This is a genomic window from Undibacterium sp. Ji83W (assembly GCF_049340385.1).
Classification (GTDB): domain Bacteria; phylum Pseudomonadota; class Gammaproteobacteria; order Burkholderiales; family Burkholderiaceae_D; genus Undibacterium.
In genome coordinates this window covers 134,530-157,960 of sequence record NZ_JBMPOZ010000008.1, presented here as the reverse complement: position 1 = coordinate 157,960, position 23,431 = coordinate 134,530, and the positions used below count along the sequence as shown (strand labels likewise).

The window sequence follows — 23,431 nt, the reverse complement described above, 5'->3', positions numbered from 1 at the left end:
AAGCCAACCTGTACTTGGAGTCCAATTTTTTTATAAAAACTAGATTTAAATATTGCCAATATATATTCACTGTCGAATCACACTCGCCCCTTGCTTAAAAGTCAGCGTATTGTCATCGCACACAAATAATGCAAAGTGCTTTAATGAAGGGCATATCAATTAAATTATTACTTCCTCAACTTCAACACCCACCTTGGCAATAAATTCAACACCGAAATCAGCCACTTCATTTGCCACGGAAACACCAGCCTGTCGCGCCGGGCAGTAATCGCATCCGCAATCAAAGCCACCGCCTCCTGTTCAGACATGATAAAAGGCTTATGGCTGGCATCGCCGTCATTCAGGACGCGCAGCTTCTCTGTATCAATATAGCCAGGCACAATAGCCGTCACGGCAATGGAAAATGGTTTGAGCGCAATACGGTAGGTATCACACAAACTCAGTACACTGCGTTTGGTCGCGCTATACACAGATGCCCCAGGATAATCATGCAGCAAACCCGCAACCGATGAAATGGCAACCAGTTGCCCCGATTTTTGCAGCAGCATTTTTTCAGCTGCCAGTTCAAACGCGTGGCTCAGGCCGCTAACATTGGTCCGCAGCATGTGCAGGGTCGCGGCCTCATCCAGCAAATGGCTGCGAGTATTGAAATAGATACCGGCGGTGACGATCAGCATGTCCAGACCTTGCGCAGCAAAATCCTCCATGGCTTGCGACAAGGCGGCACGGTCTGCAATATCAAACTGGTAGGAGACTAATCCGGCAAGGCTATGCAAGTCAGCAGGCAGGCGCTGCAGGTCACGCCCACAAACAGCAACCCTGTCGCCACGCTGCAAATAGTGACGGGCAAGCGCCAGGCCTATGCCACTGGTACCACCTATCACCATGATATTCATCATGCTCAGGCCATGCCCCGGCTATATTTGTCGCTGCTGCGTATCATGGCAGCTTCGTCATAGGCAGTTTGCCGGGTAAAGGCTTCCATGCCACGTGCATAACCATATTGCCACTGCGCTTCCATATAGGCGACATAGGTGGCGTGAGTTTCGGGCATGCTCAGACGTATGCGGTTATTACGCCAGTCCAGCTTCTTTTGCACCGACTCCTTGGCCAATACTGTCGCCACGTCAGATGTATCAATGCGCACATCGACTGCCTGACCATTGGCATAGCGCAGACGGGCATTGCCATCCAGACCCAATACGGTGCGCCAGGCCGGGATGGAAAAAGCCTGGTCAAAGCTTTGCTTGAATTCCATCATGACTTCATCGGCCAGTCGTTTTGCGATTTCAATAGGGAACAAGTCCAGCACGCCGCCAAAATAATTACCATCGGTGTGGGTATGGCAGCGGAAGTAAAACATGTCAGTGATAGAAATACGGGCCGCCAGACTCGTGGGCGTTTGTACGTCACACAATAACTGGTCTGAAATCGCATGCTCACCCCAGCGTGGGTCTGCCAGTGGTGACGCCATACCGTCCAACAGTGCTGCGGCCCTGGGATCACAAAACACAGTTTCAGCAAATAATTTGCGCTGGCCGCGGGGCTGCCCAACTTCACTTTCGTCAAACAGCAATTTGCCACCTATGATCGCGGTAGCGACGGACTGCTCACTTGCTGCGACACGTGGCAAAGGCAGCTCAGATGGAATTTCAAACAGGTATTCATTGAACAGGTCAGGTATGGTGTTGGCAGAGTCACGCCCAAAACCGCGTTTAGCAGCCAATGCCAAAGCGCGGACTATGCCCGCCCTGGACGATGACTTCAAGCCACTCCAGTAATGGTACATTTCTTCAGAGCTGAGCCATGCCTTACGCTGTGCGTCGTCTGGAAACCCGGCAATAATACTTGCCGCAATGGCACCACCACAGCTTGCCAACAGAATATCAGGCGCACGACCAGCCTCGCAGGCAGCTGCGTACATTCCCAGGTAAATACCAAAACGAAACCCACCACCTGCCAATACCATGCAGCGTTTATATTTTTTAACTTGATTCATACTGCTAAAATATCACACTGTTAAGGCTAAACATACTCCAAATGCCGTACTCCCCTGCAACTGTGCAACAACGCTTGCGTCACTGGTTGCTGAATGCCTTGACGTTTGCCCTGTGCTACCTGACCGCAAATACGCTGGCACAACAGCGAGGGATAGTACGCCACGCCGCTCTAGCATTTGAGACTGGCATCCCGTTTTTACAATGGATGATCCTGCCCTACCTCAGCTCGGGTCTGTTTTTTTGCCTGGCCTTCTTTTTGGTAAAGAGCCGGGACCAATTGCGCGTACTCAGCCAGCGCCTCTTGCTGGCAACCGTCATCGCAGCCTTCATCTTTGTGCTGTACCCACTGCAATTCAGCTGGCCCAGGCCAGCCATCACTTCTGCATGGTGCGCATATCTGTATGATTATCTGGCGCTGATGGATAAACCATATAATCAATTACCATCGCTGCATGTCGCTTATTGCATTTTATTTTGGTATGGTTTGCGTGAACACCTCAGTTCTGCTCCGCTACGCGTGGCTTTGGCAATGTGGTTGATACTGACCGCTGTCTCTACCCTGTTCACTTATCAGCATCATGTGCTGGATGTCATCGCCGGAGCCTTGCTGGCCTGGCTTTGCATGGCCTTGGTCAAACCAAAAAAGACTGAGCCACAGGTAGCATTTTATTATTTGATCTTTGCCAGCCTGTTTCTCGTCATAGGTGGGTTCGCCCTTCACAACCTGCTGTCCTTGTATATCGCTTGCAGTCTTTTGCTGGTCAGTCTTGCATATTACCGCCGAGACCGTCATTTCTTGCATAAGGAAAAAGGAGGCTACCCCTGGTGGATCTGGCTATTGTATGCGCCCTACCTGCTTGGATATCAATTGACCTGGCATGCGGTGGCCTGGCGAGAACGGCGCAAGCCTGTCATTATCAAACTGACAGAGCAACTCTGGGTAGGACGCCGCCTCAGCAATGCAGAAGCGGCGCAATTGCCGCCCGCTTGCAGCATCATTGATCTGGCAAATGAACTCAGCGAAAGTTCCGTCTTGCGCGCACGAGCCAACCGGCACGTTCCCCTGCTGGATTTGTTGACACCACCGTCTGAAGCAGTGAGCGAAATACTGCAACATCTGCATGAAGAAATAGTTGCCGGTAAAACCGTCTACCTGCATTGCGCCATGGGTTATAGCCGATGTATATTGCTGGCGAAACTGTATATGTCACAAGGAACACAGAGCAAGTCATGAGCTTTTCCATCTACCAACTGAAACCACGTTTCCAGCAACTGCTACAACCTTTGCTGGCTGGCCTGGCAAAACGACATATCACGCCGAATCAGGTAACTTTACTGGCCATGTGCTTGTCCATCACCTATGGCATTACACTGGCTTGTTATCCGCAAAATAAAAGCCTGTGGCTGGGACTGCCGGTATTCATGTTTGTGCGTATGGCACTGAATGCGATTGATGGCATGCTGGCGAATTTTACCCAGCAAAAAACAGCCTTTGGCGCCATCCTCAATGAAATTGGTGACCAGGTTTCAGACGCAGCCCTGGTTTTGCCTTTTGCTTTGGTGGTGGGCATACAGGTGCCCTTGCTGATTGCAGTGGCCATGCTGGGCTTGCTGACAGAATTTGCTGGCGTTGCAGCCTTGCTGGCAGATTCAAAACGCCGCTTTGATGGCCCCATGGGCAAAAGCGACCGCGCTTTTGCCTTTGGTTTGCTGGCTTTGCTGGTAGCGTTTCAGTTACCAGCTATCTGGCTGAATGTCGTATTGATCATCGTCCTGCTGCTCTTGCTCTGGACTTTGTTCAATCGGATAAAACGGGCATTGCCGCATCACGCTGTGCCACCGACACTGTAAATATCCCGGCTATGCCAAGTTGAGTGGCAATTTTTTTGCAACCTATGCTGGCGACCAGGGCATCCATTTCTGCCTGTGGTCGTGGGCGCATTTGCCATGACTGGCCTCTATGGCTATTGAGTGTCTTGGCGATCATCAACAACTGTGGATGCCAGGGTTGGCCGGTGTAAACCAGGTGGCCACCGATTTTCAATTGCTGCTGTATGCCGCGCAGGGATGCCAATACCAGCACATTGTCGCTGAATAACTCATACAGACCAGAGACAATGACGATGTCATAGGCATCTTCTTCTACCGGATAACTGGTTGCGGCAAAAGCATCACGGCATTGGTAGCTGATCTTGTTTTTTAACTGCAAACGTTCGGCCAACAATTTGGCCTGATCCAGATTGGCCTGGTCAAAGTCACGCAAACTGATTTCTATATCACGATTCTGGAAGCGTTTGATGGTTTCCAGCACATAGCGGCCACCACCAGCAGCAATATCGAGTATGCGTACTGGCTGGTCTACCGGGCATTGCTGTATCAGGTCAGACAAGGTCTGCTGCATCTGCATCTTGCGCTGGCGTATGCCGCGCCAGCCTATGGCATCCAGATAGCCACGGTCTATCATGCCGCCGATCAGCAAACGTCCGCCAGCCTGGTTACGGTAGACATAATCGAGTGAAGCACCTGAATCAAAGCCTTGTTTCAGACCAATAGTCATGCCATTGCTGAGCCTGCCCAAATATCTCAGCATGAATTTTTGCATGCCGTAAAACGCATTTTCCAGTCCACTGCCTAATTTGCCCTGCTGCAGTGCCTGGTACTGGCGGGCACTCTGACTCAAGGTGTCGGCCTTGAAGTAATGCGGCAAGGGTAACAAGTCTTTGGCATAACATTCGACGATGAAATCCTTCGCTGCCTGTATGGCTAGCTGCACCTGGCTTTCGCTCTCATAAAAAATCGCGTGATGGCAATTTTCTATGAGGACATAGCGTTTCAGTGTGGAAGAGATACTCTCAAAGAATTGTTTTTGCGGTGCCTGCTTGACGACATAATCCTTGTCCGCCACCAGCATCAGCACTGGTGCATCTATGGCCTGTGCGTCCTGCACTACGCGCGTGGCGGTATCTGCCAGGTCCAGCAAAACCCTGGCGGAAATATTCTTGGTAATCAGCGGATCTGCATCATAAGCCTTGGCCTGCTCAGCAGAATGCGTGAGCATGGATGAGCGTATATAGCTGGTGACAAACAAGTCAGGCTTGAAGCAGGTGGCAAAACGCAAAGCCGGTTTTGCCAGCGGCACATACAAGTTGATATCAAATGCAGCAGCTGCCATGACCACGCCACGCACACGCGGTGCATAATCATGCAGCCAGGTAGCAGCGATCACTGCCCCTACACTATTCGCCACGACGAGCATGTTTTCTTTGGCTATGCCGTAGCTCAGGTGGATATGATTGATGAAGCTGTCAAGATCATGCACCATGGTCTGGAAGTCTGGCGCATCACCACGCTCACCTGGCGAATTGCCATGGCCGCGTGCATCCCAGGCAAAAGCCCATTCTTTAGTAAAACCAAATTGCTCTACCAGTGGGCCTATGCGGCCAGAATGTTCATGACCACGATGTAAAAATATCAGGGCTTTTTGCGGTTGATCTGCTGGAATGGCAAGCGGTTGCCAGACGCGATAAAACAAGCGGGTACTGTCATGGCTGTCAAAGCCGGATTCACTGCATAGCCATTTCGTTTGCAATTCTGTTGTCATGCATAGTCCTTATTAAATTCTTTTCTTCAAAATAACAATCCAAGATACAGCAAGGGTGCGGTCAGTACCAGGCTATCTACCCTGTCCAGTATGCCGCCATGCCCGGGTATCAACTCAGAAAAATCCTTGATCTTCAAGTAGCGTTTAGCTGCAGAAAAAATCAGGTCACCGGCAAAACCACCCAGCGACAGTAAGATGCCCATCAACAGCAAGTAAGTGAGACTAGCCAGATGCAAGTACACGCCCAGCGCAGCTGATACCAGCATGGAAATCACGACGCCCCCCATCAAACCTTGCACGGTCTTATTCGGGCTGATGGTGGGGGCGATGGTTTGCTTGCCAAAAATTTTTCCGCTGACAAACTGGGCTATATCGTTGAGGGCAGTAACGACAAACAGGTAAAAAAACCAGGCCAGTCTGACTTCATTTGGAAATGGCAAGGTCAGCAGATCCAGCATGAAACTCAGGCCATAGCAGAGCAGCAAAAACAGCATGAGGAGTAATTGGTTGCGTTGTCGCCAGATAAAAAACTGCAGCGCTTGCAGGCACAGTAAGGCGGGCAAAATCAGGCTGGAATCAAAATTGTCTACATATTGCAAGCTTACCTGCAACGCCACCAATATGAAGCAAGACAACAGGAAGCGCCAACGCGGGCCAGTATAGTGCAGGGACAATTCACGTACTGCCAGCAACACGATGAGCAAGGCCATCAGGAGTGGCCCTAACGGATATAAAAACAGACTCAGGCTGACGACGGGGAAAATAAACCACCAGGCATTCACCTGTTTGCGCAACTGGCTTTCGGGCGAGCTATGCCTGCCTACTCCAACACTCGCAAAAGCCAGAAGCAGGTAAAGCATCAACATGGCAGCCAGAGTGGAATTGCCGAGAAGAAATTTTGAAAACACTAAGCAACCTGAACAGCAGTGAACATGCTCCAGTGTACACCGAACTCTATCCGCACTTGCTTTTTCAATATGTAAGCATAAGAAACAATGCCTCTATCAAAGTTATGCCGCAAACAAAACAGGCTGCCATGGGTTTAGTGCCCATGGCAGCCTATATTTTAATTGCTGCGCAATAGATTAGCGCAAATCAGGCCAGACTGATGCGGTTACGCCCTTCCTGTTTCGACACATACATGGCGGCATCGGCAATATCAAATAATTCATCGGCATCCAGTGTAGACTCAAGATCAGCCACGCCACCCGAAAAGCTGACGGAGAAATGCCCACCCTCACAATGCTGCTGTATCTTGGTGAATGCCAGCCTGACTTGATCAAGAACCCGGCGCGCCGTGGTGGCAGAGGTATCCGGGAAAATCACCGCAAACTCTTCACCACCATAACGCCCAACGATATCGCTGCGGCGCAAGCGCTGGCGCAAGAGCCGTGCCAAAGTACGCAAGACCTGGTCACCGGCGGGATGACCGTAGGTATCATTGATGTATTTAAAGTTATCGAGATCTATCATCGCCAGTGCCAGCGGGGAGCCGGTACGACCAGCCTGCGAAATCTCGGATGCTAATTGCTCCTTGATCGCGGTGTGATTGAACAAGCCTGTCAAACCATCTCGCATGATCAGGGTACGCAAAGAGCGATATCGTTCGGCCCTGGAGGCAATGGAGGATTTCAAATATTCTGGCGCAACTGGCTTGGTAATGAAATCATCCGCCCCTGCCTTGACGGCATCGAGTTGCTTGCTGAGGTCTGCTTCACTGGACAGGAATACGATAGGCACATCGACATAGGAATTATCTTGCCTGATCAGGCGTGACAATTCGACACCGCTGCACACAGGCATATAGATATCCATGAGCAGCAATTCTGGACGAAAATCTGTCATCACCGTCAATATCTGGGTAGGATCATTGAGCAGGTAGACATTCATACCAGCGTCGCGCAGGATCGCCCCATAAAACTTGGAAGTCACCGCATCATCGTCAATGATAAGAACACGATAACTCTTGTTTTCATCGAGTTGCAACAGGGATTCTATGCGTTCAGTCAGGGCGACGACATCGACAGGCTTGGTGAAATAGCCATCGCCGCTGGAGCGTACCGCCAATAAACGCGATTCAAAGCTGCTGGAACGGGACACAAACACGGTAGGAATGCGGAAACGTTCGATCTGCTTGATGCGTGATATTTCTTCCGCTCCTGCGAGTTTGCCTTCAGGGAAGCTCAGCTCTATGACGATCACATGCGGCCTGCGAGTAGCCACAGCCTTTGCCAAGGCACCCAGATGATTCATGCGCACCACTTCATAGCCGAAATGTTCAAGCTGTGTGGTGATTTCCTGATTTTGTGCTTCGTCCTCATCCACCAGATAAATCAGATGGGGGTCGCTGGATTCGCGCTCTTCTTCCTGTACGCTCTCGGCCACGCCATTGACTGGCTTATTGTCGTGCTTTAGAGCGTATTCAAAATAGCGATTAACTTCATCCGAATACCCCTTCAGCTCGACCGGGTCCCAGGGTTTTCCTTCAAGGTGCGGTTTTAGTGTAGATTCAAATACCCTGGCCTGCGTACCTATGTCAGCAAAGCCAAAAGTACCCGCCGAACCTGCCATGGTATGCAGGTGCCGGTGCAGGACAACCATGGAGTCTTTGTCGTCTGGTCGTTCAACTACCTTTTGCAAGGTATCGGTAATCTCTTCGAACTTGGACGGCAGCTTCTGCATGAAGATTGCTTCGAGAGCAAGCAATTTTTCTTGCAGGCTATCATTTTTATCAGACATTTAAGCCTTCTCCTGCCATAAACCCCGCACCTGAGTTGACAGTTCCATGGGGTCAAATGGCTTTGCGATGACACCTATGGCGCCCAGCGACTTATAAAAATCCATTTCAGAAGACTGCACCTTGGCAGTCATGAAGATGACCGGAGTAGACTCAGTACCGGGCAGTTTGCGCAATTCAGCCAGGGTGGTCGGGCCATCCATATTTGGCATCATGACGTCAAGCAGCAGCAAGTCGGGGATAAACCCGGCATTGACTTCAGCAATAGCCTGCGCCCCGGAACTACAAGTTTTCAAACTAAAACCACCGACAACTTCCAAAGCAATTTGAGCCACGGTTTGTATATCAGCATCGTCTTCAACATACAAAATGCTGGCGAGCGTTGCAGAAGTCATTACTACTCCTTATTGCGATAGATAAAACAGATGGCCTCAGGATAAATCAAGATTACTCGCAAAACAACAATAAATCCTGTTCATTATCAGAATAATCATCATTCACAGAGCCCTCGACAACAAGTCAGGACCTAAATCCTCTTTTTGTTTCCACGAGAAATGTATTTTTTAAAATAATTGTTCATTTATCCGTCAAACAATCAAGATTACTATTACCACAAGGCAAATAACTAAGGGAAACACGACCGTTTTAAGCTGTGTTGGCCTGATATAGTTCATAGCTATGATAGCGCCCCTGAGAGAGCCTGCATATCTTGTACTGCAACAATAGTGGCTGTTTTCCTGATTCCATGGATCGTTGATATCTATAGGAAAGAAAAAACACTTGCTTTGTAATATGATCTGGCGCAAATCAAACCAAATCAAATCAATTTATAGAATTTACAGGAGCTCCGATGCGCCTCGCGTTGACCGTCATATCCAGCATAGTTTTAAATTTTGCGCTGCCCCATCATGCTACCCAGGCGCAGCAAGTACAAGAAGCATCCTTGCGTGCGCATCTGGCGTTTTTATCTGACGACTTGCTGGAAGGACGAGGTACCGGACAACGCGGGGGCGATCTTGCAGTGCGCTACCTGGAAACGCAAGCGGCGGCAATGGGTTTGGTGCCACTACCAGGCGCAAATGGTTATCGGCAAACGGTGACACTGGTTGGTAGCCAGACCCTCAGCAACAGTCAACTCCGTTTTGAAACAAACAAAACTACGCTATCACCTGCCTTGGGGTCAGAGATTGTATATGGTTCATCCAACGGCAAAGCCGACATTGATTTTGAGGCACCGCTGGTGTTTGTCGGCTACGGTGTGCGTGCACCAGAAGAACGCTGGGATGACTTCAAAGCTGTCGATCTTAAAGGCAAATTGCTGATCATGATGGTCAACGATCCTCAGCCAAGCGCGGCTGAGCCAAATCGTTTTGCAGGAAAAGCCCTCACCTATTATGGCCGCTGGACATACAAGTTTGAAGAAGCAGCACGGCAGGGTGCCGCAGGTGTGTTATTGATACACACGACGCCGTCAGCCAGTTACGCCTGGAACGTGCCACAAACATCTTTTAGCCATGAACGTTTCAGTCTTGGCAAAGATGGTAATGCGCTGGAAGGCTGGCTACAGGAAGATACTGCCAAAGCGCTGTTCACAGCAGCAGGACAGGATTTGGATGCGCTGCGTGCACAAGCCGAAACCCGTGAATTCAAGCCAGTCGCAATCGATGCAAGGATTCATGTCACATTGCACAGTAGCGTGCGTAAAGTGGAGCAGCAAAACGTCGTCGGCATGGTACCTGGCAGTGATGCAAAACTTAAACATGAGGCAGTACTGTATTCCGCACACTGGGATCATCTGGGCATCGTGCAAGAACCCGGAAAACCTGCACAAATCTGGAATGGCGCAGTGGACAATGCTTCCGGTGCGGCAGCATTGCTGGCCATTGCGCAAGCTGCGACGACACATCCTGCGAAACGCACACAAATTTTTTTATGGCCTGCTGCGGAAGAACAGGGTTTGCTTGGCAGCGCATTTTACGTTCAGCACCCATTGTGGCCACTGGCAAAAACTGCGGCTGACCTCAATCTGGACAGCATGAATTTTGTCGGCAAAACACATGACATTGGCGTAGCAGGTAGTGAGCACAGCAGCTTGTTCAATAGCGCAGCATCCGTTGCAAAAAAAATGGGCTTACGCATTGCACCATCTGTTCCCGATTTAGGAGGAGCCTTCTTTCGCGCCGACCATTTCAATTTTGTGCGAGTGGGTGTTCCAGCATTTAATGTCGGTTCCGCCGTGTTTTCTGGTGATGGATCGTTTGCCTTCGATCACGATGCCGAACAGGAAGCAGCACAGATGAAAGCGTTTAAAAAAGACTACCATACCCCGCGCGATCGTTATAACCCGGCATGGGATTTAAGCGGCATGCTACAACAGGCGCAATTTACTTTAAATCTGGGCTATGCAGTTGGCAACGATACTACGATGCCGGTCTGGAAAAAGGATGGAACGTACAGGCGCGCAACGCAGTAACGGGGTTGCAGCAGGGCTCCAGTACCGGTCCTTGCTGCTATTCCAACAGTGCGCTACCTCATTACAGCAGGCAATCGCTTAGATTCGTTTCCATCGCTTTCATTTTGTTCAGCCTATTTCAGCGAGAAATCCACCCGGTTCGGACTGCCCTTATCCTTGATGCCATCGGCATTGAGCCTGGGGGCAATCAAGAATAAACGCTCGCGTTCAACGCCAGAAACATCTTCCAGATAATCACGCACGGCATCTGCGCGTTTTTGCGCCAGGGCACGCAGGGCTTCCGGGGTAACCTGGGTATTGGCGAGTATCATTTTCTCGGCTTCTGCAGTTGGCAGGGTCTTGGCCAGGCCAATGGCATTGCGTGGCTTTGTGAATTTTTCTGCCTGATAGACTTCTTCCACATACTTGGCTTTTTCAGCATCTGTGATAACGATGTCTTCTTTTTTGATCGTGCGGTCTTTTTGATGCACGTCTTTCCATTTCAATTCGCGCATTTTTTGCAGCAGCAATATCTGGCGTATGCCATCGCTATCTGTAGCTGGCTCTACCCGGCCTATGATGTCCAGCTTCAAGGCACTGCGGTTTTTTAGTGCCTTGGCCAGGTTATCGAGCTTGGCTGTTGACTCGGGCGTCAGGCTGGTCTGACCTGGCAGGAATTCGGTATAAGCCAGTTCTTCACCGCCACCAAACATGGAACCCAATAAGGCAAATGGTGAAGTCACGGCCTTGGTAATCACATTCATGAAAACCTTGAAGATAATGCCACCCACTGAGAATTGCGGATCAGACAGGGAACCGGTAATCGGCAAGTTAATATTTATCCTGCCCTGGTTGTCACGCAACAAGGCAACGGCCAGCATGACGGGTAATTTGGTCGCGGTCGGGCTGTCCACTCTCTCACCAAAAGTCAGTTGATCAAGACGAACATCATTTTCAGCCTGCAATTGCTGGTTTTCTATGCGGTAAGACACTTGCATGGACAACTTGCCTTTTTCTATGACATAGCCAGCATACTTGGCGGCATAGGGTGTCAACCTGGTCAACTCCAGCCCATTCGCGCTGGCTTTGACATCCATGAACATGGGGCTGGCCAGAGGGTTCAGGCTGCCGGATATCACCAAGGGAGCATCATCATCTACCTTGCCGTTCAGTTCTATCGTTGCGGGTTGCGGATTATCGGATGCGATCGCACCTATGGTACCGGCCACACCAGTCAGGTTGGCTGTGTAATTCGGCTTGACGAAGTTGTCAGTGAAATTGATATTGCCGCCCTTTAGTGTAGTCTGCGCTATACGTATTACGACAGGATTGGTTTTTTCTGCCTTGGCTGGCAAGGGCACGGTAACAATATTCGTCGTCGCCGTTTTGCTGGTGACGGCTTTTGCCGCAGCATCATCTGCCTGCGCCACAGGCGATGTTGCAGTTGTGGCTGCATCTGCTTCTTCCGCATCTGCTTTCTTGGTACTGAGGATAGTTTGTATATTCAGCTTACCCTTGGCAGACAAAATGGCGCGCGCATAAAAGTCATTGAGTGCGAGTTTTTTCAGGGTGACCAATTGCTTGTCGCCACCGATCTGTGCACTGATGCCATCCATGGCGATGTTTTTCCATTCCAGGAAATCTTCTTCAGCTCCATTTTCCAGCAGATGGAAATCGTTCAGCGCCAGCATGCCTTCGTAATTAATTTGCCTGTTACTGTCGAGTATATTGTTCAGGTTCAATTTACCTTTGATATCTGCCCGGCCACGTGTCAGTGCAGCATTCACATAGGGTGATACGTAGGGGAATAAGGCAGATACCGGCAAACCCTGTCCATCCAGATTCATGCTGATACTTTTTAACTGGCTGGATGCAGTTGCATCGAGACTGAGCTTAGACTTCTTCCCAATATTCGTCTGCAAGGTCATTTTCACTGGCTGCGACATATCGCTGCTAAGTTTTTCTGCATGTAAATTAAAGGCATCCAGCTTCAGCTTCACTTCTGGCGACATGGATTTATCGTTGAAACTGACTGAACTGTCCTTGAAATCAAGGCTGGCAAGATTGATTTTCCAGACAGGTGTACCAGGTGTTGTGGCTGCACTAGACACGGTACTTGCAGCAGCACTGTCCACTGCTGCAGGTGCTGCCGCGCTGGTGCTAGTATTGGAGCTTGCACTGGATTTCAACCATTTTTTCAGGTTCAATACCGCCTGCTCATCACGCCGCACATCCGTTACCAGACCATCAAACAACACGCTGCCTATACTGACTTGCCTGCTCTCCATGTTCAGGGTCAGCTTATCTACCGTCAATGCTTTCAGGTTGAAACTGCCGTCGTCGACAGACTTGGGCTTGATGGCGAACTGACTGAGCTTCATGCCCAGATCATCGACTTGTAACAGGCCTTTTTGCACTTGCAATTGCGCATTCACATCAAATTTCCCGCTGACACTCGCGAGCAGATAATTGCTCAGCAAAGGCTGATAAGTAGCCAGTGACCATGAACTTAAAGCCAGTTGTGCCTTGACCGTGCCATTCAGTGGCTGCATCTCGCCTTCCAGTTTCAGGCTTTCATCATTTTCACCACTGAGTGCAAACTTGAATGCAGCAGCCTTGGCATCTGCTGCCGATGACAAGCCACGCGCTGTCAGGCTGATATCTTTGAGGTTAACGGTCTGTGCTGGGTTGGCATGTTTGGCATCACGGAAATGCAAAACCCCTTTTGACAGCTGCAGTTCAGCCAATTGCTGCAAGGCTGCGACCGGTTTTGTTGTACTCACTGCTGTGGCTGAAGCGGCAGAAGCAGCGCTGGCCGTTACAGGCACTACCTTATTCTTAGTATTCGCTTTGCTATCTTTAGGCGGGTTAGCGGGCGCTGGTGGGGTGACAAGGCTTGCCCAGTTCAACTGCCCCTGCTGATTGATGTCCAGCCAAATTTCTGGTGAAGACAATTCCAGCTTGCTGATGCTGGCTGCCGCCGTCATGACATTCACTTGCTTGATCTGGGCGTGCAGGCTGCCGAGCTTCAGCAAAGGAGCATCTGCTTTGTCATTGACATGCACCCCATCCAGATGCACGTCACCGGCCAACAGCAACTCTGCATGGGCGTTCTTCCGACTGAATATCAAATCCAGTTTGGTAGACAATTTTGCACTCTGGATTTGTACTGGCAAGGCCACGGGCACATAGGGCAGATATTGTGTCAGGTCCAGCTTGTCGAGATCTATCGCCAATGAAGTATCCAGGCTATTCGTGAACGGCTTGGCCCTGCCCTTGAGGACAAAATTTGAGCCATTGACCTTAGCCGACAACAGAGGTTCGACAAAACTCTCTACCTGATTAGGGAAGTTGGACACAAAGGGCACGCCGATTTGCAGTGCTTCTATCTTGAATTGTTCATTGACGACCTTGTCGTCTATCTCTATACGGCCATTTGCCAGCTGCAAGTTTGCCAGCGAAAAACGTGCCGTTGATTCGCTCTTGGGCATGGCTGCAATTTTTTCGAGGATATCGCTGAAGTTGTAGCGCCCGTAGCCTTCGCCCGGTGTACGTACAATATGTACATACGGTTCAGTGAGTCTGACTTCATCCACAATCAGCGCCTGACGAAACAGCGATGCCAGCGACAGATTCAGCACCAGCTCCTTGACCTTGACTGCGGGTGTGCGCTGGTCAGCTTCATACAAATTCAAACCTTCTATCGTCAATGCCAGTTTGAAGGGTGAAAAGCGGATATCTGCCATGTCCAGCTTGCGCCCTATCTGTTGCTGCACTTGCTCAGCCGCGATACGTTTGACTATACCCGGCAGAAAAACCCAACTCAGCGCCGCCAGCAAAAATACCAAACCCACCAGGCCTGCGGCCCAGCGCCCCAGGTGCCAGCGTTGATTTGCATTGGTGATTTTTTGCTTTATTGTCGTCATAGTAGAGTCTGGTGCGTTTGTGTATGGCTGAATAAGATTATAGTCTTCAACGACAGCGATCAAAAGAAAACCCCGTCTAAGCGGGGTTAAAGAATGTCAATCAGCAAAGAAATTCAATCATCCTCAGGCTAGCAACTTGCCTGCAAACACCTTGGCCTGCAAAGGATTACCTGCAATGTGATACGCCATGTCTGCCGGTCTGGCGATGCCCCACAGTGCAAAATCGGCCGCCTTGCCGACTGCCAGGCTGCCCGTTTCTGCACTCAAACCCAGGGCTTGCGCCGCATGGCACGTCACGCCCTGCAAGGCTTCCAATGGTGTCATGCGGAACAGAGTGCATGCCATGTTCATGGTCAATAATAGCGACGTCATGGGCGAAGTCCCCGGATTGCAGTCCGTTGCCAGTGCAATCGACACACCAGCCGCACGCATGGCAGCCAATGGCGGGTATTTGGTTTCGCGCAAAAAGTAAAACGCGCCTGGCAACAGCACGGCCACAGTGCCACTGCCTGCCATCGCTGCTATGCCTTCATCTGACAAATATTCCAGATGATCGGCGGACAGGCCCTTGTATTGTGCCGTCAATGCTGCGCCGCCCTGATCAGATAATTGTTCAGCATGCAGCTTGACTGGCAAGCCATGTGCTTGGGCAGCCTGGAACACCCGTTCTGTTTGCGCTGGCGTGAAACCTATTTTTTCACAAAATACATCAACTGCATCGACCAGACCTTCAGCCACCAAAGCTGGCAACATCTGCTCGCAAACCAGTTTGATGTAATCATCAGCCCTGCCTGCATATTCTGGCGGCAAGGCATGAGCACCCAAAAACGTTGTTTTGACGCGCACAGGAAATTCATGTCCTATGCGTCTGGCTACGCGCAATATGCGCGCCTCGGTTTCCAGGTCCAGGCCATAGCCAGACTTGATTTCCAGCGTGGTGACTCCTTCGGCCAGCATGGCATGCAGGCGCGGCAGCGTCTCCACCAACAATTCATCTTCACTCGCTGCACGGGTGGCACGTACAGTGGCATTGATACCGCCGCCCTGCCTGGCGATTTCTTCATAGGCGACGCCATTCAAACGCGCTTCAAATTCATTGCTGCGGTTGCCTGCATACACCAGATGGGTGTGACAGTCGATGAGGCCTGGTGTGAGCCAGCAACCCTTGCCATCATGGGTTTTGGCCGCAACATACTCTGCAGGCAATTCGCTCTGCGAGCCCAGCCAGGCGATCTTGCCATCTTGCACGGCGATGGCAGCACCCTTGATTTCGCCGTAGCCATCAGTCATGCAAGCCAGGTGGACATTGATCCACAGGCTGTCCCAGGATAAAACTGTCGATGTCATCAGCTGTCACCCATGCTTAAAAACTGTATGCGTATCAAATATAGTACAGAAGCTTCATCGGCATGCAGATTCAGGCGTATGCCTTTGTGTTCGTGTTCTTCTTCAAACAGGCAACAATCATAGTCGTGCAAAATCTCACCTGTAGCCAGACGCGCACTACCTTTTGCGCAGAACAGCAAGAGCTGTTGGGCATCATTGGCTTCTATAAAGTGCTTGCCAGCTTCCAGCCTTTGCATGTGATGAGTACAGACGTCGCGTCGCGTCATCATGTTCAAATCCAAGACCGTACCATGCAAGAGTTCAGCGTTGATGGGTGTCTCGCCTCTGAACTGATGCGGCAGGCTATCCTGTTTGAGAAAAACACTCTGGCCATGCACCTGCTCGCTATCGCTAAGCAGTATCAGGCCTTCACCAGACAAAATCGCCAGCGTCCTGTCTATCTGGGCGAAATGCGAAAACGGGCCATTGCTGCTGACTTCTGCCGTGCTTAAACGCCACACAAAATGATCCAGGCTGGCACCGCCAGGGAATATCGCCAGCTCAGTCGTGCTGCCGCCGCCATTTTTCCATGGCATGGTTTGATAGTCTTGTCGTGTCCACTTGCGCATGGTAATCAAAAGCTTTCAACAAAATACAAAAATGGCCCTCCCAGATGAGAGAGCCACTATCTTAATACAAACTGCAAAACTTCAAACAGAATCAGGCTAAATACAGGTTCTGATACAACTGCTGACATTGTGCGCTCAAATGACCTTGGACGACCAGTGCTTTTGCTGCTTCTATGTCGGGGGCAAAGAACCTGTCTTTGTCATAGAAAGCCACTTTTTCGCGCAAAAGCGTGTGTACTTGCTTCAACATGGCAGAAGTTTGCAAAGGCGCATGGAAGTCCACACCCTGTGCAGCAGCCAGCAGTTCTATACCAACGATGGTCGCAGTATTGTGGGCCATTTCATGCAAACGGCGTGCGCCGTAGGTCGCCATGCTGACATGGTCTTCCTGGTTGGCTGACGTCGGGATGCTGTCCACGCTGGATGGATGGGCATGTGATTTGTTTTCAGAAGCCAATGCCGCTGCCGTCACATGGGCAATCATGAAACCAGAATTCAAACCAGATGAAGGCACCAGGAAAGGTGGCAGGCCAGAAATCGATGAATCAATCAACAGAGCAATGCGGCGCTCAGAAATGGAACCGATTTCTGCAATTGCCAGCGCCAGGGTATCTGCTGCAAAAGCTACAGGTTCGGCATGGAAGTTACCGCCTGAAATGACTTCACCCGTTTCTACAAATACCAGCGGGTTATCGGTCACCGCATTGGCTTCTATCAGCAGAGTGCGTGCCGCATTATTGATGATGTCAAGGCAGGCACCCATGACTTGTGGCTGGCAGCGCAGGCAATATGGATCTTGCACACGTTCATCATTGACGAGATGAGACTGGCGGATTTCACTGCCTTGCAGCAGGCTGCGATAAATCTGTGCTGTCGCGATCTGACCGGGCTGGCCACGACTGCTATGGATGCGGGCATCAAACGGCGCATCGCTGCCCTTGGCAGCATCGACTGACAAGGAACCGGTAATGGTCGCCGCTTCCAGCAGACGTTCTGCCAGGAATAAGCCATTCAAGGCCAGTGCCGCCGACACCTGTGTACCATTGATGAGTGCCAAACCTTCTTTGGCAGCCAATACGACAGGCTTGATACCCGCAGCAGCCAGTGCTTCTTTGGCCGGCACCAGCTTGCCATCGACACGCGCATCCCCCTCGCCCAACATAGCCAGTGTCATATGCGACAAAGGTGCCAGATCACCGGATGCACCTACTGAACCCTTGACCGGGATGGTCGGCATGATGCCAGCGTTATACATGGCAATCATGCTGTCAATCACAGATGCGCGTATGCCAGAAAAACCGCGCGCCAGGCTAGCGATCTTCATCGCCAATATCAGGCGTACGACTTCATCCGAAATCAATTCGCCAGAGCCGACGGAATGTGAAAGGATGAGATTGCGCTGCAAGAGTTCCAGCTGATCGTCAGGAATACGGGTCTTGGCCAGCTTGCCGAAGCCAGTATTGATGCCATAAGCCGCATCACCTTTTGCCACGATTTTATCTATCGTGGCGGAAGCAGCATTGATGGCAGCATAGGCAGATTCTGCCAGTTTCAAAGGCTGGGATTTGGTCCATATGGCACGCAGGTCGCTCAGCGTGAATTGGCCGGGTTGAATTTCAAAATGATTACTCATGTTTTTTCCTGAATACTTTAAATATCGTTTTAATCCCCTCACCTTCAAGGGGAGGGTCAGGGTGGGGATGGGTTTCGGGCGATCACTAGCAAATCAAATTGCGATGGAAACCCATCCCCATCCCAGCCTTCCCCTTGAAGGGGAAGGAGCGAAAACAATTCTGTCGCTGATTAATATTGCCGCGTCAGACTTATATTTATTTACCGTTCTTAATCATGGGCAACTTCAAACCCTCACGCTCAGCACAGGCAACAGCCTGCTCATAGCCCGCATCCGCATGACGCATGACGCCAGAACCGCAGTCATTGACCAGTACACGTGCCAGGCGCTTAGCGGCAGCTTCGGTACCATCAGCAACGATGACCATGCCAGAATGTTGAGAGTACCCCATACCCACACCGCCACCATGATGCAGCGATACCCAACTGGCACCGCCTGCTGTATTGAGCAAAGCATTCAGCAAAGGCCAATCAGACACGGCATCAGTACCATCGCGCATACCTTCGGTTTCACGGTTGGGGCTGGCGACTGAACCTGTGTCCAGATGATCACGGCCAATGACGATCGGCGCTTTCAATTCGCCATTTTTGACCATTTCATTGAAGGCAAGGCCTGCTATATGGCGCTCACCCAGGCCCAGCCAGCAAATGCGTGCAGGCAAACCCTGGAAGGCAATACGTTCGCTCGCCATGTCCAACCATTTGTGCACACCTTTATTTTCAGGGAACAGTTCCTTGATCTTGGCATCTGTCTTGCGGATATCTTCCGGGTCACCAGACAAGGCTACCCAGCGGAACGGGCCTTTGCCATCGCAGAACAGCGGGCGGATATACGCAGGTACAAAGCCAGGGAAGTCAAAGGCATTCTTGACGCCAGTATCAAAGGCCACCTGACGGATGTTATTGCCGTAATCAACTGTCGGTATACCCATGGCATGAAAATCCAGCATGGCTTGCACATGGACTGCACAGGCTTGTGAGGCATCAGCAGTCAGTTTGGCGTGCTGGGCAACGTCTTGTTGCGCCGCCTTCCATTCAGCTACTGTCCAGCCTATGGGCAGGTAACCATTGATGAGGTCATGGGCAGAGGTTTGATCTGTTACCAGATCAGGTTTCATGCCGCCAGCCTTTGCGCGTTTGACCAACTCAGGCAAGATTTCTGCTGCATTGCCGAGCAAGGCAATTGATACTGCCTCTTTACGGGCGCAATGATGTTTGATGAGTGCCAGCGCATCATCGAGATCCTTGGCTTGCTTGTCGACGTAGCGGGTGCGCAGGCGGAAGTCTATGCTTGATTGCTGACATTCGATGTTAAGGGATACCGCACCGGCAAAGCTGGCGGCCAAAGGCTGAGCGCCGCCCATACCGCCCAGGCCAGCTGTCAATATCCAGCGCCCCCCCCAGTCACCATTGAAATGCTGGCGACCGGCTTCTGCAAAGGTTTCATAAGTGCCCTGGACTATGCCTTGCGTGCCTATATAAATCCAGCTACCGGCAGTCATCTGACCATACATGAACAGGCCCTTGCGGTCGAGTTCATTAAAATGTTCCCAGTTGGCCCACTTCGGTACCAGGTTGGAATTGGCAATCAGCACGCGGGGTGCATCTTCATGGGTCTTGAACACACCTACCGGTTTGCCGGACTGTATCAGCAGGGTTTCATCTTCATTGAGTTCTTTTAGCGATGCCAGGATCTGGTCATAGCATTCCCAATTGCGGGCTGCGCGGCCTATACCGCCGTAGACGACCAGATGCTTTGGGTTTTCTGCCACCGCAGGGTCAAGATTATTCTGGATCATGCGATAGGCCGCTTCGGCTACCCAGGTCTTGCAGGTTTTTTCTGCGCCGTGTGGTGCGTGGATTACACGAGTGGCATCCCAGCGTGGATCATTATTCATTGTCTCTCTCCATCAGTTAAATACAGGATAGCGGCAATTCATAGAAATACCGCCCAAATATAAAGATCCGGCAAGCGAACAGAATGCATAAAACCGGACAAAGTTGAATCATTGAGAGAAAGTTTAAGTTGTATATACAACTTTTGCAAGCGAATACTAAAAGGATTTTGCAAAAATAGTAGGCAGATCACATTTTGGCGTGATATTACCGGATCATGCCGTTAACGCCACTGTGCACCTTTGACAGAGAGGCAGACAATAGCTACATATTCAACCCGTTCACGAAAGGTAAAAACCATGTCCGTCGTTACTGAAGTCGCCGCAGCCAACAGCACCGAAGCCATCGCCCATTTTGCAGACAGCCTGCGTTTTGAGACTGACTGCTGGGATACCCACCATGCCATGTCTGAAGGCAAGGCCGATTTTGTCTTGCTGGACGTGCGCAGCCCCGAGTCTTATGCCAAAGGTCATGTGCCTGGTGCCATCAACCTGCTCAGAGGCAAGATCATTGCGTCCAAACTGGCCAGCTATCCGGCTGATACCTTGTTTGTGACTTATTGCGCAGGCCCGCATTGCAATGGCGCAACCAAGGCGGCGATCAGGCTGGCGCAGCTTGGCCGCCCTGTAAAAATCATGATAGGCGGCATCACAGGCTGGCTGGATGAGGGTTTTAGCCTGACCTCAGAAGTCACTGAACTGGCATGAGCGCGGGAGCAACTGAATTCAGCGTACGCCCTGCCCTGGCCAGCGACGCAACAGACTTGTTACAACTGATGCGCGAACTGGCAGCTTTTGAAGGCTACCTCGTTGAATTTAGCGTCACCGCTGAAGATTTACTGGAACGTGGCCTGGATACAGAAGAACCGCAATTCAGGGCCTATGTGGCGGCAGCACCAACAGGTGCCTTGGTGGGCTATGCAGTCCTGGTCGAAGTCGCTTTCACCTATGACCTGCGCCCGGACTGGCGACTCAAAGAATTATATGTCAGCGCGACTGCACGCCAGCTTGGCATAGGCAAGGCATTGATGGAAACCGTGATAGCCAATGCCAGGCAACATGGATGCGGCAGATTAAAATGGGATGTGTTGCCAAACAATAGCAACGCAAAACAGTTTTACAGACAGCTTGGTGGTGAACCGGTAAAGGGCTGGGAAGCGTGGGTATTGCAACTCACGCCCTGAACTAAACCCAGTCAAATTCAAGAATATTTTTCAGATCATCCCACATGGATGATCTGTTTTGCGATTATCACCAATACATTTCAGCCATCAATATTCAAGGCCGTATTCATAGATGGATAGCTCAGCTCATGTTTGAATAATGCAGCTGTCTGCCCTTGATGCAAAAACTGGTGCACGCCTTCCCTGCCGTGGTGATAAGCAAGCTGGAAAGGCACAGGCCCCAGCGAAAAACGACGGCAACCGGCAGCAAACAATTCGCTGATGTCTGGCATACCGGGCACAGCCATGATATTGACTGGGACATCGAGCGCCTGCGCAATTATAGAAATGGTTTCAGCATCGCATAGCCCTGGCAAAAATGCTGCGCTGGCTCCGGCAGCCTGATAAGCTTGCGCACGGCTAATCGCCATTTGTACTGCAGCATCACCGTTCGCCAGTCCACGCAAATAAACATCGGTCCTGGCGTTGATGAAAAATTCGGCGCCAGCCAGCTTGCTACGGATGGCCTTGATTTTTGCGACCAGCAATTCCGGCGCACCACCACCATCTTCAAGATTGATACCAGCCACGCCATACTGCTGCAGGTCTGCTACCAAGTCAGCTACGGCGTCGGCATCTGCGCTGTAGCCATCTTCAATATCCACAGACAAAGGCACTTTGATGACGCGCATGATACGTCGCACGGCTGCCAGCAATTCTTCACGTGGCAAGGTGCCACCGTCAGCATAACCCAGCGCCCAGGCCAGCGAGGCGCTGGAGGTGGCAATTGCGCTGGCGCCGTCACGTTCAAACAGGATGGCACTGGCGGCATCCCAGGCATTGGGTAACAACAAGGGTGTACTGCCCTCGTGCAATTCTTTGAATGTACTGAAACTTGTGGCTGTCATGAAAACTCCAAATGTTAGTCAGTAGGGCTGACGCAAAATCGCCCCAGCTGCGTTGCAGCGCCTCTCCTAGGAGCCGCGTACTAAAGTACTGTCTTCGTCGCTGACGCCTTGCTGGGACAATTTTGCGTCAGCCCTAATCAGATTAAAAACATCGAAATCTTACGCAATGCGACAGGATATATCCTGCCGGATTCGGCCATTATTGTCACACAAAAAAAGCCGGGCTGCGCTGCACAAACCTGCAGGCAATCCGGCTCTTTGATTCATGCATTTTTTTATCTGCCCACATCAAGCATATCAGGCATCAAAGCCACCGTCTGCCTTGAGGTTGGCACCGGTAATAAATGCCGCATCTTCACTCGCCAGGTAAGCAACCAGGCTGGCGATTTGTGTACCTGTGCCGTATTTGCCTGTCGCCATGTAGCTGCGCATGGTGTCGGCAAAAGCACCGTTGGCGGGATTCATTTCTGTATCAACCGGGCCGGGCTGTACATTATTGACGGTGATGCCGCGCGCACCCAGGTCACGTGCCAGGCCGCGGGTGAAAGAGGCTACAGCGCCTTTGGTCAGTGCATACAGGGACAAGCCAGGTACAGGCACATAATCACTGTTGACACTGCCTATATTGATGATACGGCCGCCCTCTTTCATATGACGCTGCGCTTCTTGCGATGCAACAAACACACCAGTCACGTTGACAGCAATCAGGCGTTGATAATCTTCCATACTGATATCAGCTATGCCACCGGCAACCAGTGCACCGGCATTGTTGACGAGGATATCAAGGCCGCCAAATTCTGCGACCGTTTTTGCAACTGCCTGCCTGACGGCATCTGCATCTTGTGCATCAGCACGAATGGCCAGTGCCTTGCCGCCAGTTGAGCGTATATCCGCAACCAGTTGTTCTGCCTGCTGCGCACTGCTGGAATAGGTGATGGCAACTGCAGCGCCATCTGTTGCCAGTTTGCGTGCAATGGCTGCTCCTATACCGCGTGAGCCGCCGGTCACCAAGGCTGTTTTACCGGCCAGGTTTGCTTTGGATGTGCTTGCTTGTGTGTTGAATGCTTGTGTCATGTCGTTCTCCTGTTTAGTTGCGCTTGCTTAAGCTTGGTTCGGTTTAATTTCTCTAATCCGTGATTGGATGTAGCTATTTTGTGCTTTT

19 protein-coding genes are annotated in these 23,431 nt (G+C 51.0%); 6 read left to right on the top strand and 13 right to left on the bottom strand.

What is annotated here, in order from left to right:
• Window positions 1–167 precede the first annotated feature (167 nt).
• Together ACO0LD_RS15310 and ACO0LD_RS15305 are read right to left on the bottom strand one after the other, a co-directional pair.
• Window positions 168–899: an SDR family NAD(P)-dependent oxidoreductase gene (locus ACO0LD_RS15310; protein WP_423008266.1), complete on the bottom strand. Its 732-nt coding sequence runs from the start codon at window positions 897–899 to the stop codon at window positions 168–170.
• Between the two features lie 2 nt (window positions 900–901).
• Window positions 902–1,999 (bottom strand): patatin-like phospholipase family protein, encoded by a 1,098-nt coding sequence (locus tag ACO0LD_RS15305; protein ID WP_423008264.1) that lies wholly within the window; start codon window positions 1,997–1,999, stop codon window positions 902–904.
• 41 nt (window positions 2,000–2,040) lie between these two features.
• Between ACO0LD_RS15305 and ACO0LD_RS15300 the strand changes: the two genes are divergently transcribed.
• Both ACO0LD_RS15300 and ACO0LD_RS15295 read left to right on the top strand, forming a co-directional pair.
• Entirely contained in the window at window positions 2,041–3,234 is a 1,194-nt protein-coding gene (locus ACO0LD_RS15300) for a phosphatase PAP2 family protein (protein WP_423008262.1), read from the top strand.
• On the top strand, window positions 3,231–3,851 hold the full coding sequence (locus tag ACO0LD_RS15295) for a CDP-alcohol phosphatidyltransferase family protein (RefSeq protein WP_423008260.1): 621 nt from the start codon (window positions 3,231–3,233) through the stop codon (window positions 3,849–3,851). Before ACO0LD_RS15300 ends, ACO0LD_RS15295 begins: the two co-directional genes overlap by 4 nt.
• On the opposite strand, the gene ACO0LD_RS15290 is transcribed toward ACO0LD_RS15295, so the two are convergent.
• Window positions 3,799–5,601: a bifunctional alpha/beta hydrolase/class I SAM-dependent methyltransferase gene (locus ACO0LD_RS15290; RefSeq protein WP_423008258.1), complete on the bottom strand. Its 1,803-nt coding sequence runs from the start codon at window positions 5,599–5,601 to the stop codon at window positions 3,799–3,801. The genes ACO0LD_RS15295 and ACO0LD_RS15290 overlap by 53 nt on opposite strands.
• A 26-nt stretch (window positions 5,602–5,627) precedes the next feature.
• Entirely contained in the window at window positions 5,628–6,461 is an 834-nt protein-coding gene (locus tag ACO0LD_RS15285; RefSeq protein ID WP_423008256.1) for a phosphatidate cytidylyltransferase, read from the bottom strand.
• 38 nt (window positions 6,462–6,499) lie between these two features.
• Here ACO0LD_RS15285 and ACO0LD_RS15280 point away from each other — a divergent pair, with 38 nt between their 5' ends.
• The gene (locus ACO0LD_RS15280; RefSeq protein ID WP_423008254.1) at window positions 6,500–6,685 is read left to right on the top strand and encodes a hypothetical protein; all 186 of its coding nucleotides are present in this window, start codon (window positions 6,500–6,502) and stop codon (window positions 6,683–6,685) included.
• An 11-nt stretch (window positions 6,686–6,696) separates the two neighbouring features.
• On the opposite strand, the gene ACO0LD_RS15275 is transcribed toward ACO0LD_RS15280, so the two are convergent.
• A complete protein-coding gene (locus ACO0LD_RS15275) occupies window positions 6,697–8,340 on the bottom strand; it encodes a diguanylate cyclase (RefSeq protein WP_423008252.1) in 1,644 nt (547 codons plus the stop codon).
• Window positions 8,341–8,733 carry a response regulator gene (locus ACO0LD_RS15270; RefSeq protein WP_423008250.1) on the bottom strand — a complete coding sequence of 131 codons (393 nt, stop codon included), beginning with the start codon at window positions 8,731–8,733 and terminating at the stop codon, window positions 8,341–8,343.
• Between the two features lie 455 nt (window positions 8,734–9,188).
• Here ACO0LD_RS15270 and ACO0LD_RS15265 point away from each other — a divergent pair, with 455 nt between their 5' ends.
• Window positions 9,189–10,811, top strand: coding sequence for a M28 family peptidase (locus tag ACO0LD_RS15265; protein ID WP_423008248.1), 1,623 nt, complete (start codon window positions 9,189–9,191; stop codon window positions 10,809–10,811).
• 113 nt (window positions 10,812–10,924) lie between these two features.
• On the opposite strand, the gene ACO0LD_RS15260 is transcribed toward ACO0LD_RS15265, so the two are convergent.
• From ACO0LD_RS15260 to hutU, 5 genes are all read right to left on the bottom strand, one after another.
• The gene (locus tag ACO0LD_RS15260; RefSeq protein WP_423008246.1) at window positions 10,925–14,716 is read right to left on the bottom strand and encodes a DUF748 domain-containing protein; all 3,792 of its coding nucleotides are present in this window, start codon (window positions 14,714–14,716) and stop codon (window positions 10,925–10,927) included.
• A gap of 123 nt (window positions 14,717–14,839) precedes the next feature.
• Window positions 14,840–16,063, bottom strand: coding sequence for an imidazolonepropionase (hutI, locus tag ACO0LD_RS15255; RefSeq protein ID WP_423008244.1), 1,224 nt, complete (start codon window positions 16,061–16,063; stop codon window positions 14,840–14,842).
• Window positions 16,063–16,671 (bottom strand): HutD family protein, encoded by a 609-nt coding sequence (locus ACO0LD_RS15250; protein ID WP_423008242.1) that lies wholly within the window; start codon window positions 16,669–16,671, stop codon window positions 16,063–16,065. The genes hutI and ACO0LD_RS15250 overlap by 1 nt, the downstream gene beginning before the upstream one ends.
• 91 nt (window positions 16,672–16,762) lie before the next feature.
• On the bottom strand, window positions 16,763–18,304 hold the full coding sequence (gene hutH / locus ACO0LD_RS15245; protein ID WP_423008240.1) for a histidine ammonia-lyase: 1,542 nt from the start codon (window positions 18,302–18,304) through the stop codon (window positions 16,763–16,765).
• Window positions 18,305–18,500: 196 nt separating this feature from the next.
• Complete coding sequence (gene hutU / locus ACO0LD_RS15240) at window positions 18,501–20,201, bottom strand: urocanate hydratase (RefSeq protein WP_423008238.1); 1,701 nt, start codon at window positions 20,199–20,201, stop codon at window positions 18,501–18,503.
• A gap of 297 nt (window positions 20,202–20,498) precedes the next feature.
• Here hutU and ACO0LD_RS15235 point away from each other — a divergent pair, with 297 nt between their 5' ends.
• Both ACO0LD_RS15235 and ACO0LD_RS15230 read left to right on the top strand, forming a co-directional pair.
• Window positions 20,499–20,906, top strand: a complete 408-nt coding sequence (locus ACO0LD_RS15235; RefSeq protein ID WP_423008236.1) for a rhodanese-like domain-containing protein — start codon at window positions 20,499–20,501, stop codon at window positions 20,904–20,906.
• Entirely contained in the window at window positions 20,903–21,382 is a 480-nt protein-coding gene (locus ACO0LD_RS15230) for a GNAT family N-acetyltransferase (protein ID WP_423008234.1), read from the top strand. Before ACO0LD_RS15235 ends, ACO0LD_RS15230 begins: the two co-directional genes overlap by 4 nt.
• An 80-nt stretch (window positions 21,383–21,462) precedes the next feature.
• On the opposite strand, the gene ACO0LD_RS15225 is transcribed toward ACO0LD_RS15230, so the two are convergent.
• Together ACO0LD_RS15225 and ACO0LD_RS15220 are read right to left on the bottom strand one after the other, a co-directional pair.
• Window positions 21,463–22,269 (bottom strand): isocitrate lyase/PEP mutase family protein, encoded by an 807-nt coding sequence (locus ACO0LD_RS15225; protein ID WP_423008232.1) that lies wholly within the window; start codon window positions 22,267–22,269, stop codon window positions 21,463–21,465.
• 297 nt (window positions 22,270–22,566) lie between these two features.
• Window positions 22,567–23,343, bottom strand: a complete 777-nt coding sequence (locus tag ACO0LD_RS15220; RefSeq protein ID WP_423008230.1) for a 3-oxoacyl-ACP reductase family protein — start codon at window positions 23,341–23,343, stop codon at window positions 22,567–22,569.
• Window positions 23,344–23,431 lie beyond the last annotated feature (88 nt).

What these genes read in the sequence shown, in the direction of transcription:
- ACO0LD_RS15260 (WP_423008246.1), bottom strand. Translation starts at nt 14,716, where the DNA reads ATGACGACAATAAAGCAAAAAATCACCAATGCAAATCAACGCTGGCAC.
- hutU (WP_423008238.1), bottom strand. Translation starts at nt 20,201, where the DNA reads ATGAATAATGATCCACGCTGGGATGCCACTCGTGTAATCCACGCACCA.
- ACO0LD_RS15225 (WP_423008232.1), bottom strand. Translation starts at nt 22,269, where the DNA reads ATGACAGCCACAAGTTTCAGTACATTCAAAGAATTGCACGAGGGCAGT.
- ACO0LD_RS15220 (WP_423008230.1), bottom strand. Translation starts at nt 23,343, where the DNA reads ATGACACAAGCATTCAACACACAAGCAAGCACATCCAAAGCAAACCTG.
- ACO0LD_RS15300 (WP_423008262.1), top strand. Translation starts at nt 2,041, where the DNA reads ATGCCGTACTCCCCTGCAACTGTGCAACAACGCTTGCGTCACTGGTTG.
- ACO0LD_RS15285 (WP_423008256.1), bottom strand. Translation starts at nt 6,461, where the DNA reads ATGCTTTACCTGCTTCTGGCTTTTGCGAGTGTTGGAGTAGGCAGGCAT.
- ACO0LD_RS15230 (WP_423008234.1), top strand. Translation starts at nt 20,903, where the DNA reads ATGAGCGCGGGAGCAACTGAATTCAGCGTACGCCCTGCCCTGGCCAGC.
- ACO0LD_RS15265 (WP_423008248.1), top strand. Translation starts at nt 9,189, where the DNA reads ATGCGCCTCGCGTTGACCGTCATATCCAGCATAGTTTTAAATTTTGCG.
- ACO0LD_RS15295 (WP_423008260.1), top strand. Translation starts at nt 3,231, where the DNA reads ATGAGCTTTTCCATCTACCAACTGAAACCACGTTTCCAGCAACTGCTA.
- ACO0LD_RS15305 (WP_423008264.1), bottom strand. Translation starts at nt 1,999, where the DNA reads ATGAATCAAGTTAAAAAATATAAACGCTGCATGGTATTGGCAGGTGGT.
- ACO0LD_RS15290 (WP_423008258.1), bottom strand. Translation starts at nt 5,601, where the DNA reads ATGACAACAGAATTGCAAACGAAATGGCTATGCAGTGAATCCGGCTTT.
- ACO0LD_RS15275 (WP_423008252.1), bottom strand. Translation starts at nt 8,340, where the DNA reads ATGTCTGATAAAAATGATAGCCTGCAAGAAAAATTGCTTGCTCTCGAA.
- ACO0LD_RS15235 (WP_423008236.1), top strand. Translation starts at nt 20,499, where the DNA reads ATGTCCGTCGTTACTGAAGTCGCCGCAGCCAACAGCACCGAAGCCATC.
- hutI (WP_423008244.1), bottom strand. Translation starts at nt 16,063, where the DNA reads ATGACATCGACAGTTTTATCCTGGGACAGCCTGTGGATCAATGTCCAC.
- ACO0LD_RS15310 (WP_423008266.1), bottom strand. Translation starts at nt 899, where the DNA reads ATGATGAATATCATGGTGATAGGTGGTACCAGTGGCATAGGCCTGGCG.
- ACO0LD_RS15250 (WP_423008242.1), bottom strand. Translation starts at nt 16,671, where the DNA reads ATGCGCAAGTGGACACGACAAGACTATCAAACCATGCCATGGAAAAAT.
- hutH (WP_423008240.1), bottom strand. Translation starts at nt 18,304, where the DNA reads ATGAGTAATCATTTTGAAATTCAACCCGGCCAATTCACGCTGAGCGAC.
- ACO0LD_RS15270 (WP_423008250.1), bottom strand. Translation starts at nt 8,733, where the DNA reads ATGACTTCTGCAACGCTCGCCAGCATTTTGTATGTTGAAGACGATGCT.